We start from the raw sequence: 14,650 nt of genomic DNA, 5'->3' as shown, positions 1-14,650 counted from the left end.
TATGATTGAAGCAGAACTTACAATTTTTGATGATTTCGATTATAATACAAACTTTGGGGTATATCCTAACTATCAACATATGCATTTGAAAAAGTTATACGTACTTCATATTACAAAAATTATAATTTACTGTATGCTTATCTCGCTGATGGAAATCTTTTAAGTGTTCCAGATGATAGTATGAGAGAAAAATGGAATGTTTTAAAGGATCAATTTTTAACGGAATTAAATCTTGATCAGTCAATGTTTGATCATGAATATGAAACTTTCAAATTTGGTTTAAAATTAAAACAATTAAGACAGAAGAAAAATATTTCAAAATCAGAATTTTCTAAAATATCCGGTCTAAATAAACAGAAAATCACCCAAGTTGAAGATTTTGGATTTTTATCGAAAATCTCGGAAGTGAATCAATATATAGGTAAGGGATTAAAAATGAGTTTAAATTTAAATATAAAATAATACCATGGAAGCAGGAAAACGCTCAGTACGTGAGATTTTTAATAGAGGTCGTAATTTGGAAATACCTTTCTTCCAACGATCGTATGTTTGGCAAGAACAACAATGGAAACGGTTTTTAGAAGATATGGTGATGGTCTCCGAAACAAAGAAAATTTATTTCTTAGGTTCCGTAATTTTAAAACAGCAAGAAACTACATCAGACCGAGATTCCAGATTGACAGTAATTGATGGACAGCAAAGACTTACAACACTTAACATTTTCATGAAAGTTCTGTGCTTGCTAACAGACTCTGATAGTGATTTTACGGAAACCTTTAAAAAACAAAGAGACAAGCAAATAATATTACTTCACAATCATAATGATGTCAGTTCTTTTAACTCAGTTGTTGATTTAAAAGAATTAAAGGAATTTACAGGTGTTTCCGATAATGATCAGATCTTAAAAGCGTATAAATATTTTGTGGAAAATATTCAAACGGATAATGTTTTGGAAAAACTAAATTTCTTTGACATTATTGATAATATATTATTTGTTGGGATTGACCTTAATCTCGGTGAAGATGAACAGCAAATATTTGATACAATAAACTCTTTAGGAGTAAAGCTAACTACTGCTGAATTACTTAAAAATTACTTTTTTGATCGTACTGAAATTGATAAATACAATCTATTTTGGAGAGATGTGTTCGAACAAGATGATGATACCTACACTTATTGGGATAGAGAAATAACAGCTGGTAGGATTAGAAGAACAGTAATTGATTTATTTTTTTACTCTTTTCTACAAATTAAGATTCAAGAAAAAAAATACAAAGTTAATACTCACGATAAAATAGAGTTTTCAAAGGTTGAAAATTTATTTGAATCCTATAAAAGATTTATAAAAGAATACCATCTAAACAAAGATGAAGTTGTTAAAGAGATTAAAGAATATGCTTTAATTTTTAAGGATAATTTTGAACCGGAAATCATAAATTCAGAGTTGTCCGATACGTATGGTATTGAAAGAATCAATGCTATTATATTTGGGCTAGAACAGTCAACACTTATTCCTTATGTTCTCTATGTTCTTAAGAATGTAGATAACGAAATTCAAAAAAATGAATTATTTCAGTTTTTGGAAAGTTATATTATGAGAAGAATGATTGTCAAGGCTACCACAAAAAATTACAATCAATTGTTTACAGATCGATTGATAAATAATGAAATATTAAGCAAGGATAACTTAAAGAGTATACTTAGTGAAAACGACAATAAGATTAATTATATTCCATCTGATGAAGATTTGTCCAAAGGTTTTAATGAATCGATTTTAATAAATTATCAGGCTGCCGGTATTATCTACATGATTGAATCTAAAATTAGGAATAAATCTAAACATTCAACAAAGTTATTAGGAATGAATAAATATAGTTTAGAGCATTTAATGCCAAAAAAATGGGATAATAAATGGGATAAATTAAAAAATAAGGATGATCGTGATTTCAGAAATTTTAAACTTAAAACAATTGGAAATTTAGCAATCATCACTCAGAGTTTAAATGCTTCTATTCGCGAAGCCCAATGGTCTGTTAAGAGGAAAGGAAATTCAAAAAATAAAGGATTATTACATTATTCGGGTGGTATCGAAACCTTAGCACCATATTTAGAATATGATGTGTGGAATGAAGAACGAATTCAAGAAAGATGTGATGATCTGTTTGAACATGGTAAGAAAATATGGTTTCTACAATAAAAAAGATTTGTTACCACCATTGTTACCACCAAACTGATATTTGAAGAGATCTAATAAAACAAAATATATCAATAATAAACCCTCTATATCTTTGATATAAAGGGTTTTTAGTAGTCAAAAGGTTTCATAACCTTTCATTCCAGTGGAGTTGGAGGGATTCGAACCCTCGTCCAAACAAGCAATACATAAGCTTTCTACATGCTTATTCTGCTATTGATTTTCGACTGAACGCAGAGAGCAGACACCCAACATTCAGCTTATCTTCTAAAATTTTCGAGCTTTAGCCGAAGCGTCTAAAGCCTTATTTCTGCATTCCTATATCCAAGGATCAAACGCCGCAGAACAGAGCATTTGTGGAATATCTTGCTTCCCTACTAACATCTTCGGGAAAACGCTTGATCTACTATACTTCGATATTAAGCTGCAAGAGCGAACTCTTCGTTGCCAGTTAAAATTCTGTAGCAAGGGATTATAGAGATCGCGCTACGGTTCTCTGCATGCTTACTTACCCATTGATCTTGCTGTCGAAACCAGTCAACCCCATGAATGTAGTATGCAAAGATAACACTTTTATTTTTATTAGAAGCTTTATCCCGCTTGGAATTTATGCTGAGCCTGCCGAAGTACTGTATCTTTTGGGTTACAGGCTCCGCTTCGCTTCGCCCGCAACCCAAAAGGATGTCGTTTCAATCAGGGCTAGGGTGGTAATCATTAATTTAGATGTTAGATTAATAATTAGAATTTTTAACTATTTTATCATGATTATTTTGCAGGTAAATAAAAAAATCATACTTTTGCAATCCAAAATGAGATGTAAAATATGTTAATAATTCCAGTTAAAGATGGTGAATCCATCGACAGAGCATTAAAAAAATATAAAAGAAAATTTGATAAAACAGGAACAGTTCGTCAATTAAGAGCTAGACAACAGTTTATCAAGCCTTCTGTAACGTTAAGACAAGCTAGATTGAAAGCTGCTCACAAACAAAGAGCACTTAGCAAAGAAGAGCAGGCTTAAGAATTTTCTTAACTCGCATACGAATTCACTCTTTAAATAGTTATATTTGAAGAGTGAATTTTTGTTTTTATACTTTTAATGATGTTGGATAAATTCTTAGAATATTTAGAACTCGAAAAGAGGTATTCGCCTCATACAATCACAAGCTACAAGAAAGACCTTGAAGATTTCCGCCTTTTTTATCTTAAGACAGAATCTTCTGAAGATCTTACCAAAGCCGACAAGAAGATCATCCGGAATTTCATTGTTGAACTGAGTGAAAATAATATTTCTAAGAGAAGTATTAACCGGAAACTTTCGTCATTGCGTAGCTTTTACCTCTTTCTTTTAAAAATTGGCGAAATTGAAGTCTCTCCCGCCGAAAATATTTCTTCATTAAAATTCTACGCTGAAAAACAGATTCCAATGTCCGAACAGGAAATGCAAAACCTCAATGATCAGGTGTTTACCAAAGTCCATGATATTCTTGAAAAATGCATTCTGGAAGTTCTTTATCAAACGGGAATACGTAAAGCCGAGCTTTGTGGTATGACTTTTGAAAATGTAAACCTTACCGGACAGGAAATAAAAATAACCGGAAAAGGAAATAAAGAAAGAATGATTCCTATATCCGAAGATTTGTCTGCGCTGTTAAGAAGTTACGTAAAAATACGGACTCCACAAACAGAATATAAATCATACTTCTTTGTCAATAAGAAAGGTAAAAAACTCACCGAAAAATTTGTTTATGTGGTGGTTAATAAGTACCTTAGTCTTATAACAACAAAGGAAAAAAGAAGTCCTCACATCCTTCGTCACAGCTTTGCAACACACGTTTTGGATAATGGGGCAGAGATATCTAAAGTAAAAAAAATATTGGGACATTCCAGCCTTGCAAGTACTCAGGTCTACACGAATGCCAATATCGAACAATTGAAAAAAGTTTTTAATCAGGCTCACCCAAGAGCTTCAAAAAATGACGAATTATGAAGATCACAGTACAATCAATTGGTTTAACTCCACACGAACCACTAGAATCACACATCGAGAAAAAAGTAAGCAAACTGGATACTTTTTATGATAAAATCCAGGACTGTAAAGTATTTTTAAAAGTGGAAAATAACTCGGACAAGGCAAACAAAACGGCCGAGATTATTTTAGCGGTTCCAGGAGACGATATCGTGGTAAAAAAGACAACTACAACTTTTGAAGAAAGCTTAGACTTATGCGTTGATACGGCTAAAAAGCTACTAATCAAGAAAAAAGAATTGGCATAATAAAAAAAGTTAAAAAAAGATATTAAAAAATTTGAGAATTCAAAAAATCCGTTCTATATTTGCACTCGCAAAAAGGAACAGTGATCTTTTGAATTCTTTTTTATTAATGCCTCCATAGCTCAGTTGGCCAGAGCACGTGATTTGTAATCTCGGGGTCGTGGGTTCGAATCCCTCTGGAGGCTCCATTAATATAAAATATCTGGGGAGATTCCAGAGTGGCTAAATGGGACTGACTGTAACTCAGTTGCTTCGGCTTCGTAGGTTCGAATCCTGCTCTCCCCACATTTTATATTAGAAAAAAAAGTTGCATGAATAAAGGAATTTCCTTAAGTTTGCACAGCGTTACCAATAGTTTTGGAAACAAAATTGCGGAAGTAGCTCAGTTGGTAGAGCGTCAGCCTTCCAAGCTGAATGTCGCGGGTTCGACCCCCGTCTTCCGCTCAGAAATATCACACTTATCGTAGGGTGATTTTTTTTTAACTACTGAAATGATGTAGAGTAGAGTTTCTCACAGCCTTCAGTCCATTTGTTAAAATGCCTCCATAGCTCAGTTGGCCAGAGCACGTGATTTGTAATCTCGGGGTCGTGGGTTCGAATCCCTCTGGAGGCTCCATTAATATAAAATATCTGGGGAGATTCCAGAGTGGCTAAATGGGACTGACTGTAACTCAGTTGCTTCGGCTTCGTAGGTTCGAATCCTGCTCTCCCCACATTTTATATTAGAAAAAAAAGTTGCATGAATAAAGGAATTTCCTTAAGTTTGCACAGCGTTACCAATAGTTTTGGAAACAAAATTGCGGAAGTAGCTCAGTTGGTAGAGCGTCAGCCTTCCAAGCTGAATGTCGCGGGTTCGACCCCCGTCTTCCGCTCAAAAAAATCACGCTTTTAGTGTGATTTTTTGGTTTAGGCCGACTTAGCTCAGCGGTAGAGTGCTTCCTTGGTAAGGAAGAGGTCACGGGTTCAAGTCCCGTAGTTGGCTCAGATTCTAATCCCGATTCTTTCGGGATTTTTTTATTTCCAGCGTTTATTGTTTTGGGAAAATTCGGATCAATCCAAAACCTGGGGCAATTAAAACTCCAATCAATCCGTACAGAAAAATCTTCTTTAACGCTACCGGCGCAAAGGCAATTTTATTTAGGATACCGCATATTTTCCGGGCGCAAAGGCGTTTCACTCAGCAAATGATAGCTGTGGATATTTGAATGGTTACAATTTAATTTTAAATCAGTCAATGATCTTTAAATAGTATCGATCCTTGAGCTAAATTATTTGTAAGAGAAGGTTGTTTCGTTGTTGGGAAGAATTCTTTTTTAATGCTATCGACGCAAAGGTAAGTTTATTTGGAGGACAGTATAGTTTCCGAGCGCAGGAACTGAACAATATTCGTAAACTTTCAATTTATGTTCAGCAAATGACAGCAGTGAATATTTTAGGTTTTAAATTTAAGTTTTACTGATAAAATTGATGATTCTTTGAGATTGAATAAAATGTTGATCTGAACTTGTCAATGATTGCTGTACTGTTGGCAAAAACTTCCAGCCTCCCGCTTCCTTTTTCCAGCCTATAATCTTGATTCATGCTCATATAATAATGCTGTAATTTGCTGAGTGAAACGCCTTTGCGAACGAAAAATAAGCAGTATGATTACCCAGAACTTAGCGATCATAGCGTTAATCAAAATATCGTTTGTAATTTTTATTCTTAAAATTAAATTAAAACTTGGATCCCGATCTGATCCCGCTTTATCATCCTGAAAATTTTCGTTACATTCGTATAAAATAATTTTCGATGAATATCCTTTTATTGGAAGACGATCTCATTCTTTCGGCAGAGCTTTGTAAGTTCCTAGAATCAAACAACTTTACCTGTGATAAAATCTATGACGGTGAAACCTTTCTACGCCAGATAAAAAACAGTTCGTACGATTTATATCTTCTTGATATCAATGTTCCGAAGATCAACGGTCTTGATGTCTGCCAGACCATCCGTTCTTTCGATAAAAATACTCCGATCATGATCATTTCAGCATATGGAGACCTGTCTGATAAAAAAGATGCTTTTACAAGGCTTGCTGATGATTATCTGGTAAAACCTTTTCAGTTTGAAGAATTGCTGTTGAGAATGAACTCTCTTTTGAGAAGAAAGTCTCCTTCCGAAAACAGTGATCAGGATATTATCAGGATCGATGATCTTATTATCAATAAAAGTGAACAAAAAGTTTTTCGCGCGGGAAATGAAATAGCTCTTACTTTAAAGGAATTTCAGCTGTTGGTTTATCTGGCAGAAGCACAGGGAAGAACGGTTTCCAAGCAACAGATCACCGAACACGTCTGGGAGCATAATTTTAATACCAATACCAATACGGTGGAAGTTTATATCAACTTTTTAAGAAAGAAAATAGATAAGGATTTTAAAGTTAAACTTATTCATACCCGCTCCGGTTTCGGATATTACTTAAGCCCGCTGTAATATGTCTTTAAAGAGAAAAATTGCCCTCAATCTCAGTATTGCTTTTTCATTGCTTTTTGGTATTGTGATGGCGGTGATTTACATGTCCTTTAATGATTTCAGAAAAGATGAATTTAAAGAAAGATTCCGTCAACGCTTGGAATTTACCTCACATTTTATTGCTAAATCAAAAGATTTTGAAGAAGAGGCGCCGGTATTTTTTAATGAGAATTCCGATAATATTCTATTAAATGAGACGATTCTAATTTTCAATGCCAATAAAGAATTAATTTACAGCACGATCAAGGACAGAAATGTCACCTGGGATAATGCATTACTGAAGGAACTGGACGAAAAGAAAGTGATTTATTCTGAGAAAACGGTTCCCGAAATCTATGCAGCCCTTAAAAAGATTAATGGTGAAAACTACTATATTCTTACCAGCGCTTACGATACCAATGGAAATTCGAAACTGGCTTATCTGAAATATCTTTTGATTACAGCGTATGTGATGAGTACCTTGCTGATCGGCTTTTTCAGCTACTATTTTATGGGGCAGTTCTTGAAGCCGCTGGAAGATCTTAATCAGGAAATCTCGGAAGTTACAGCCCATAAGCTTACGACGGAAGTGCCGGTAGGGCAATCCAACGATGAAATCAGTGTTCTGGCGAGATCCTTCAATACCATGATCAAGCGACTGGATGATGTATTTCAGTCACAAAAAGATTTTACGGCGAGTGCTTCCCACGAAATACGTACCCCGATTACCAGAATGGCATTTCAGCTCGAAAACCTGATCAAGCTCGGGCAACATTCTCCCGAAACCTTAATCTCTTTACAACAAATCCAGAGAGATGTATATCAGCTATCGGATCTTACCAATTCCCTTTTACTTTTAACCAAATTCGATAAAGAAAATATTCAGAGCATCTACGAGGAAGTGCGAATCGATGAGGTTATTTTTGAATCTTTTGAAGCTGTGGAAAAAAGCTATCCTAAGCTTAAAATGGATTTCCTGATTTCTGAGAAAACTTCAGAAAATGCTCTGCTGACTATCAACGGCGTACAGTCTTTACTCGATATTGTTTTTATTAATCTGTTTAAAAATGCCGCCGTTTACTCCGATGATACAGAAGTTGATGTCCTGATTACAGAGACGGAAAACGAACTTATTGTCGATGTCATCTCTCACGGAAATACAATTCCAAAGGAAGAGCAGCCGAAACTATTTGAAGCTTTTATGCGGGGCAATAATTCCCAGAATACTTCGGGCTCCGGACTTGGACTTCGCATTGTGAAAAGAATCTTGGAATATCACGGTGCAGATATTACGTACACTTCCCCGGGTGATTTATTGAATAAATTCAGTGTGATTTTTAATAAATGACAGATTCTGGGTAAAGCAGAAGTTTTTCAGATTGAGATGTAATCAATCACTTTGTGTTTGAACTTTCTCAGATTAAGACGAACAAAACCCATTTAAGATGATACTTTCTCATAACGAGACAACAAGAGCCCATACTTCAAGAGAAATTTCTTGAATTCAATATCTAAATTTTTCATTTCGTGATTATATGTAGACGACCAATAATCAAATTTAATTTTTTTTTAAGTATTCTTTAAGACCATTTTAATAGCAGAATGACAATTTTGTAACATAAATATTAATTATGAACAAAATCGCAGGACTGCTGATTGTCGTTTCCTCAATGATGGCGGCGCAACAACAAATGTCGCTTTCGGACTGCGAAGAGGCTTTCCAGAAGAACAATTTACAACTGCTCGCCGAACAGTATAATATCAATATGGCTGATGCCGATATTTTACAGGCGAAAATCTGGGAGCTGCCCCAGCTTAGCGGACAAATCAATGCCTATAATCCCGAAGACCATAAAATTTTCGATGCAGGTCATGCAAAAGGTGCACAGGTTACCCAGCTTATCTATATGGGTGGGAAAAAGAAAAATGAAATTGCCTTCGCAAAGTCCAATAAAGAACTTGCCCAGCTTCAGTTCTCTCAGTTACTCGTAGATCTTCGTGCCCAGCTTCGTACAACCTATTACAATCTTTATTACGAACAGCTCAAGCTTGAAAATACCAACAGACAGTTAGGATATATGAGTGATCTTCTGGCGGCTTATAAGGTGCAGTCTGCCAAAGGAAATGTATCCCTGAAAGATGAGGTAAGGCTTCAGAGTGTTGTTATCCAGCTAAATAATGATAAAATAGGAATCAATAAAAATATCCTTGAATTTGAACAGAATCTTAAGGTTTTAACAGGAGTTACTGAAGATATTGAACCTAAGCTTTCGGACTCGGAGGCGAAAAGTATACTGGCAGCCCAACCTTTCGGGGATGAAACAGAGCTGCAGAAAAAGGCTCTCGAAAACAATGCCGATTATCAGTACAATCTGAAATTAATTGATAATAGTAAGCTCTATGCACAGTGGCAAAAATCTTTAAATGTTCCCGATCTTAATCTTGGTGCCGGATGGGACCAGAATGGAGGAACTTTTAAAAATGAAGTTAACTTAATGGTTGGAATTCCGCTACCGCTATGGAAGTCAAATAAAGGAAATGTTGAAAAAGCAAATTTTGCCATTCAGCAAAATCAGAAAAATGCAGATTTCCAGAAGCTCAATCTTGAAACTAAAGTGCAGTCGGCATACAAAACATGGAAAACTCAATATGATCAGCTTTCCCAAATTAAATCCGACGATCTCAATAATATGGATCTGGTATATAATGGGATGCTGAGCAATTTCAGAAAAGGAAATGTGAGTCTTATTGAATTCGTAGATTTCATGGACAGCTACAGAGAAACAGCGCTTCAGATCTATGATATGAAAAATGGGATCATACAATCTGCAGAACAATTAAATCAACTCGTACAAACAAAAATCTTCTATTAAACATGAAAACATATATTATTCCCATAGTCATTGCATTGTCGGTTCTGTCTTGCTCAAAGAAGCAAGAGGCAGAGCAGCCACAGGCAAAAAAAGGTTTTGAGCTGAGTAATACCATGCTGCATTCCATCTCTCTTGCAAAGGTTGAAAAAAAGTATATAGAAGATGATTATAATTTTTACGGAAAGATTTCTGCAGACAAAAACAGTTATATCGATGTATATCCGCTGGTAGGAGGAAATGTTTTAAGTGTAAATGTTGAATTGGGAGATTACGTAAGAAAAGGGCAGGTACTGGCGACAATCAGAAGTACAGAGCTGGCAGAAGTACAGAAAGATGTGAGCGATGCCAAAACAGATCTGGTCGTGGCACAAAATAATCTTCGTGTAGCAAAAGAAATGTATGAAGGAAAACTGAATACCGAAAGAGATGTGCTGGAAGCAAAAAGCGAGCTGCAGAAAGCCCAGGACCAGATGCAGAGGGCGAATGCGGTAAGCACAGTTTATAGTGTGAAGAAAGGAAATATCTACAGTGTTGTAGCGCCGATCAGCGGATACATTGTTCAGAAAAATATCAATAAAGATATGCAGCTGAGAAGCGATAGAAGCGATAATATTTTTGATGTAGCCAATACGACTAACGTCTGGGCAATTATGAATGTCAATGAATCTGATATCGATAAAATCAGTCTCGGAATGAAAGCCCAGGTTTCTACCTTATCTTATCCTGATAAAGTTTTTGATGGAAAAATTGATAAAATCTTCAAGATCATCGATCCCGAAACCAATGCTATGCAGGCCAGGGTAGTACTCGACAATCAAAGCGGATTATTGATTCCTGAAAGTAAAGCAACGATCAAAGTTACCAGCTCAGAAAATACCACAGCTCTTACGGTGCCATCCAAAGGTGTGATTTTTGATGACAACAGAAGTTTTGTGATTGTTTATAAATCGAGAACAGATGTAAAGATTCGTGAAATAAAAGTACTGAAACAGGTTGGCGATATTACCTATATTTCCGAAGGTCTGTCAGAAGGAGAGCAGGTGGTTACCAATAATCAGTTGCTGATTTATCGCTCCCTGAACAATTGATTTTTTTGAACCATTGAGGATTATAAAATCGTAGAGTTAAGAAGTTGAGGTTAATTAAGAATAGCATCTAAGATCTTGTTTAAGAGTTACTTCTTAATAAATTACTTGATAATTCTTAACAGCTTATATTTCTTAATGATTAAAATAATTTTAAGTGCCTTTACTGAGTGAAATCGAAGACTCGACGAAGTCAAACGCCTTTGCGAAAGAAAATATGCCGAAGATAGTCATGAAAATCTTTGCGGCTTGCGTTAAAAACAAATTCAACGACTTTTTTTAGGTCAAAAAAAATCCATCATGAATAAATTCATTAAAAATATAATTGCTTTTTCATTAAAAAATAAAGCATTTACTTTTATCTGGGTTGCCGTACTGGCAGTTGCGGGGTTCATCAGTTTCAAGAATATGCCGATTGAAGCTTTTCCGGATGTTACCAATACCCAGATTGTCATCATTACCCAATGGAATGGGCGGAGTGCAGAAGAGGTTGAACGTTTTGTAACTACACCTATTGAATTGGCAATGAGCCCGGTGCAAAAGAAAACCAGCGTAAGAAGTACTACCATGTTCGGACTTTCTATTGTTAAAATTCTTTTTGATGATGGGGTAGACGATACTTTCGCCAGAAATCAAGTGAATAACCAATTAAGAACCGTAAGCCTTCCCGATGAAGTGGATCCCGAGGTGCAGCCACCTTACGGTCCGACCGGAGAGATTTTCAGATATACTTTACAGAGTAAAACAAAAGATTCCCGTGAATTATTGACATTACAAAATTGGGTGATTGACCGTGCTTTGCGAGGCGTTCCGGGAGTTGCTGATATCAATGTATTCGGAGGTCAGGATAAAGTGTTTGAATTAAGCATTGATCCGAGAGCTTTGGATAAATATAATTTAACACCGCTGCAGGTCTATGATGCCGTTACCAAAAGCAATCTGAATGTCGGTGGAGACGTTATCGAAAAGAATGGTCAGGCGTATGTTGTCCGTGGAATTGGTTTGGTAAAATCAGTTGCCGACATCGGAAATATCACAATACAGAATGACAGTGGAAATCCGGTTTTGGTTAAAAATGTAGCAGATGTTCATGAAAGCTCAATGCCAAGGGTGGGGCAGGCCGGACTGAATAACCAGGAAGATACCGTAGAGGGAATTGTTGTCATGAGAAAGGGCGAAAATCTCCGTGAAGTTTTAGTCGGTGTAAAAGCTAAAATTAAAGAGCTTAACGAAAAAATCTTACCGAAAGATGTTAAGATGGTGACGTTCTACGACCGTGACAACTTAATGGACTTCACCACACACACCGTAATGCATAACCTTATCGAAGGAATTGTTCTCGTAACGGTAATCGTTTTGATATTTATGGCCGACTGGCGTACGACTTTAATTGTCTCAATCATCATTCCATTATCTTTATTATTTGCGTTCTTATGTCTGAAGATGGCAGGAATGAGTGCCAATTTATTATCACTGGGAGCGGTAGATTTCGGGATTATCATCGACGGAGCAGTCGTCATGGTGGAAGGACTCTTTGTGATGCTCGATCATAAAGCCCATAAATACGGAGATGAAAAATTCAATAAAATGGCCAAAGCCGGCTGGATCAAACAAACCGGAACAGGTCTCGGAAAAGCAATTTTCTTTTCAAAATTAATTATCATCACTTCTTTAATTCCAATTTTCTCATTCCAGAAAGTAGAAGGAAAAATGTTTTCACCGCTGGCATTTACATTGGGTTTTGCCCTAACGGGAGCTTTGATCTTTACTTTGACTCTGGTACCGGTACTTTCGCATATTTTGCTAAACAAAAATGTAAAAGAAAAGAATAATCCGTTTGTCAATTTCTGGGACAGAACCGTATTGAAGGGTTTTAATTATACTTTTAAACATAAAAAAATGAGTTTAATTGTAGCGATTTCCTTTTTGGCGGTAACCCTCTTCTCAGGAAAATTCTTAGGAACGGAATTTTTACCTCAGTTAAATGAAGGCTCATTATGGATCACAGCAGAAATGCCGATGAGTTCATCATTGAAAGAATCTTTAAAAACAGCAGATCTTCTTAAAAAAGATATCATGAGTTTTCCCGAAGTGACGGATGTTTTGGCTCAGACGGGAAGAAGTAACGACGGAACCGACCCGAACGGCTTTGGATTTGTGCAGTTTGCCGTCAATCTGAAGCCCAAGGAAGATTGGAAACGCAAAATTACCTACGAAGAACTCATTGAAGAAATTGATAAAAAACTGAGAAATTATCAGGGAATTACATTTAATTATTCCCAACCGATATCTGATAACGTAGCTGAAGCAGTAGCGGGTTTCAAGGCAGAAAATGGGATAAAAATTTATGGAGATAATCTTCAGACCCTGGATAATCTGGCAGAAAAAGTGCTAAAGCAAATTAAAGATATTAAAGGCGTTAAAGATGCCGGAATCATAAAAAATATCGGACAGCCAGAAGTAAGCGTGGTACTCGACAGGGATAAAATGGCGGCCTACGGTGTAATGCCCGATGATGCGCAGTCTGTTCTTGAAATGGCTTTCGGGGGTAAAACCGCTTCGGAGATGTTTGACGGGGAAAGAAAATTCCCGATCCGTCTCCGCTATTCACAGGAGTACAGAAAAGATGAAAATGATATTGCTGCATTGATGGTTCCTACTCAGGATGGTACAAAGATTCCTTTAAAAGAGATCAGTACGATTGAAAAAGATAACGGGGCGGCATTTATTTACAGAGATGATATTAAAAGGTATATTGGTATAAAATTCTCCATTCGTGACCGTGATTTGGGAAGTACGATTGCCGATGCTCAAAAAGCGGTTTCTAAAATAGAACTTCCGGATGGCTATACAGTAGGGTGGACCGGGCAGTTTGAAAATCAACAACGGGCTTCCAAAAGGCTGACACAGGTAGTGCCAATCAGTATTCTGGGAATATTCTTCCTTTTATTTGTTCTTTTCGGAAATATGAAAGATTCTCTGTTAGTACTGGCGAATGTGCCTTTCGCATTGATCGGTGGGATCATTGCGCTCCATGTAACAGGAATTAATTTTGGAATATCTGCCGGAGTAGGAATGATTGCCCTTTTGGGAATCTGTATTCAGAACGGTGTGATCCTGATTACGGAATTTCATCAGAATGTCAGGAATGGACTAAGCCTGGATAATGCGATATTGAATGGTGTGAAATCAAGAACACGGCCTGTAATTATGACGGCACTAATGGCTTCCATTGGATTAATGCCGGCTGCTTTATCTACAGGAATCGGCTCGGAATCACAAAAACCACTGGCAATTGTAATTATCGGCGGATTAATTACCGCCACGATCCTGACATTATTAATATTTCCGATCATTTTCTGGATATTCAACAGAACGAAAAAATCTCAGCAGATATAAAATATTTTTTCATTCATATAACAGTTCAGCGCGGAAAACTCTGTTTTCCGCGCTGAACTGTTTATTAGGTATTCTATCATCGCTTTAAAGCTTGTTTTAAATAATTTATTAAACTTGCTCTTATTTACATTTTGCTGTATATTATTCAGGATTAAAGAGATAGTTTATAATTTGATGAAAAGCTTAAGAAGGATTTTTTTCAATTCAGAAATTTATGTAAATTTGCAATCTCAATACATTGAAATATAAGGTTTGTACTTCATTGGATTTGAATATTAAAACTTTTTTCAAGAAAAAGGTTTTGGTATTTAAAAATTCATTATATTTGCACACCG

The 14,650-nt window shown here is 36.0% G+C and carries 11 protein-coding genes, 7 tRNA genes and 1 other RNA gene; 17 read left to right on the top strand and 2 right to left on the bottom strand.

Annotated features, from left to right (window positions below; genetic code table 11):
- The first annotated feature begins 180 nt into the window (after positions 1-180).
- Complete coding sequence (locus BMW64_RS02875) at positions 181-462, top strand: helix-turn-helix domain-containing protein (RefSeq protein ID WP_089998315.1); 282 nt, start codon at positions 181-183, stop codon at positions 460-462.
- 4 nt (positions 463-466) lie between these two features.
- Entirely contained in the window at positions 467-2,197 is a 1,731-nt protein-coding gene (locus BMW64_RS02870) for a DUF262 domain-containing protein (RefSeq protein ID WP_089998314.1), read from the top strand.
- Positions 2,198-2,337: 140 nt separating this feature from the next.
- Here the strand turns inward: BMW64_RS02870 and ssrA are convergent.
- Positions 2,338-2,739, bottom strand: a transfer-messenger RNA (tmRNA) gene (ssrA, locus tag BMW64_RS02865).
- A gap of 278 nt (positions 2,740-3,017) precedes the next feature.
- Between ssrA and rpsU the strand changes: the two genes are divergently transcribed.
- From rpsU to BMW64_RS02815, 10 genes are all read left to right on the top strand, one after another.
- On the top strand, positions 3,018-3,215 hold the full coding sequence (rpsU, locus tag BMW64_RS02860; RefSeq protein WP_007846872.1) for a 30S ribosomal protein S21: 198 nt from the start codon (positions 3,018-3,020) through the stop codon (positions 3,213-3,215).
- A gap of 81 nt (positions 3,216-3,296) precedes the next feature.
- Positions 3,297-4,184 carry a tyrosine-type recombinase/integrase gene (locus BMW64_RS02855; RefSeq protein WP_089998313.1) on the top strand — a complete coding sequence of 296 codons (888 nt, stop codon included), beginning with the start codon at positions 3,297-3,299 and terminating at the stop codon, positions 4,182-4,184.
- Positions 4,181-4,471, top strand: coding sequence for an HPF/RaiA family ribosome-associated protein (locus tag BMW64_RS02850; RefSeq protein WP_089998312.1), 291 nt, complete (start codon positions 4,181-4,183; stop codon positions 4,469-4,471). The genes BMW64_RS02855 and BMW64_RS02850 overlap by 4 nt, the downstream gene beginning before the upstream one ends.
- Before the next feature lie 108 nt (positions 4,472-4,579).
- Positions 4,580-4,656 (top strand) — tRNA-Thr (locus tag BMW64_RS02845).
- Positions 4,657-4,672: 16 nt separating this feature from the next.
- Positions 4,673-4,753: transfer RNA gene (locus BMW64_RS02840), tRNA-Tyr, on the top strand.
- 86 nt (positions 4,754-4,839) lie between these two features.
- A tRNA-Gly gene (locus BMW64_RS02835) sits at positions 4,840-4,912 on the top strand.
- Between the two features lie 95 nt (positions 4,913-5,007).
- Positions 5,008-5,084: transfer RNA gene (locus tag BMW64_RS02830), tRNA-Thr, on the top strand.
- Between the two features lie 16 nt (positions 5,085-5,100).
- Positions 5,101-5,181 (top strand) — tRNA-Tyr (locus BMW64_RS02825).
- Positions 5,182-5,267: 86 nt separating this feature from the next.
- Positions 5,268-5,340 (top strand) — tRNA-Gly (locus BMW64_RS02820).
- 38 nt (positions 5,341-5,378) lie between these two features.
- Positions 5,379-5,450: transfer RNA gene (locus tag BMW64_RS02815), tRNA-Thr, on the top strand.
- A 470-nt stretch (positions 5,451-5,920) separates the two neighbouring features.
- On the opposite strand, the gene BMW64_RS21015 is transcribed toward BMW64_RS02815, so the two are convergent.
- Positions 5,921-6,049 carry a hypothetical protein gene (locus BMW64_RS21015; RefSeq protein ID WP_262484191.1) on the bottom strand — a complete coding sequence of 43 codons (129 nt, stop codon included), beginning with the start codon at positions 6,047-6,049 and terminating at the stop codon, positions 5,921-5,923.
- A 210-nt stretch (positions 6,050-6,259) separates the two neighbouring features.
- Here BMW64_RS21015 and BMW64_RS02810 point away from each other — a divergent pair, with 210 nt between their 5' ends.
- From BMW64_RS02810 to BMW64_RS02790, 5 genes are all read left to right on the top strand, one after another.
- Positions 6,260-6,940: a response regulator transcription factor gene (locus BMW64_RS02810; protein ID WP_089998311.1), complete on the top strand. Its 681-nt coding sequence runs from the start codon at positions 6,260-6,262 to the stop codon at positions 6,938-6,940.
- 1 nt (position 6,941) lies between these two features.
- Positions 6,942-8,306, top strand: a complete 1,365-nt coding sequence (locus tag BMW64_RS02805) for an ATP-binding protein (RefSeq protein ID WP_089998310.1) — start codon at positions 6,942-6,944, stop codon at positions 8,304-8,306.
- Positions 8,307-8,589: 283 nt separating this feature from the next.
- The gene (locus BMW64_RS02800; protein WP_089998309.1) at positions 8,590-9,831 is read left to right on the top strand and encodes a TolC family protein; all 1,242 of its coding nucleotides are present in this window, start codon (positions 8,590-8,592) and stop codon (positions 9,829-9,831) included.
- A 2-nt stretch (positions 9,832-9,833) separates the two neighbouring features.
- The gene (locus BMW64_RS02795; RefSeq protein ID WP_089998308.1) at positions 9,834-10,919 is read left to right on the top strand and encodes an efflux RND transporter periplasmic adaptor subunit; all 1,086 of its coding nucleotides are present in this window, start codon (positions 9,834-9,836) and stop codon (positions 10,917-10,919) included.
- Between the two features lie 297 nt (positions 10,920-11,216).
- The gene (locus BMW64_RS02790) at positions 11,217-14,315 is read left to right on the top strand and encodes an efflux RND transporter permease subunit (protein ID WP_089998307.1); all 3,099 of its coding nucleotides are present in this window, start codon (positions 11,217-11,219) and stop codon (positions 14,313-14,315) included.
- Positions 14,316-14,650 lie beyond the last annotated feature (335 nt).

Origin of the sequence: Chryseobacterium taichungense (genome assembly GCF_900109935.1) — a bacterium.
Classification (GTDB): Bacteria; Bacteroidota; Bacteroidia; order Flavobacteriales; family Weeksellaceae; genus Chryseobacterium; species Chryseobacterium taichungense.
This window is presented reverse-complemented; position numbering and strand designations above follow the sequence as displayed.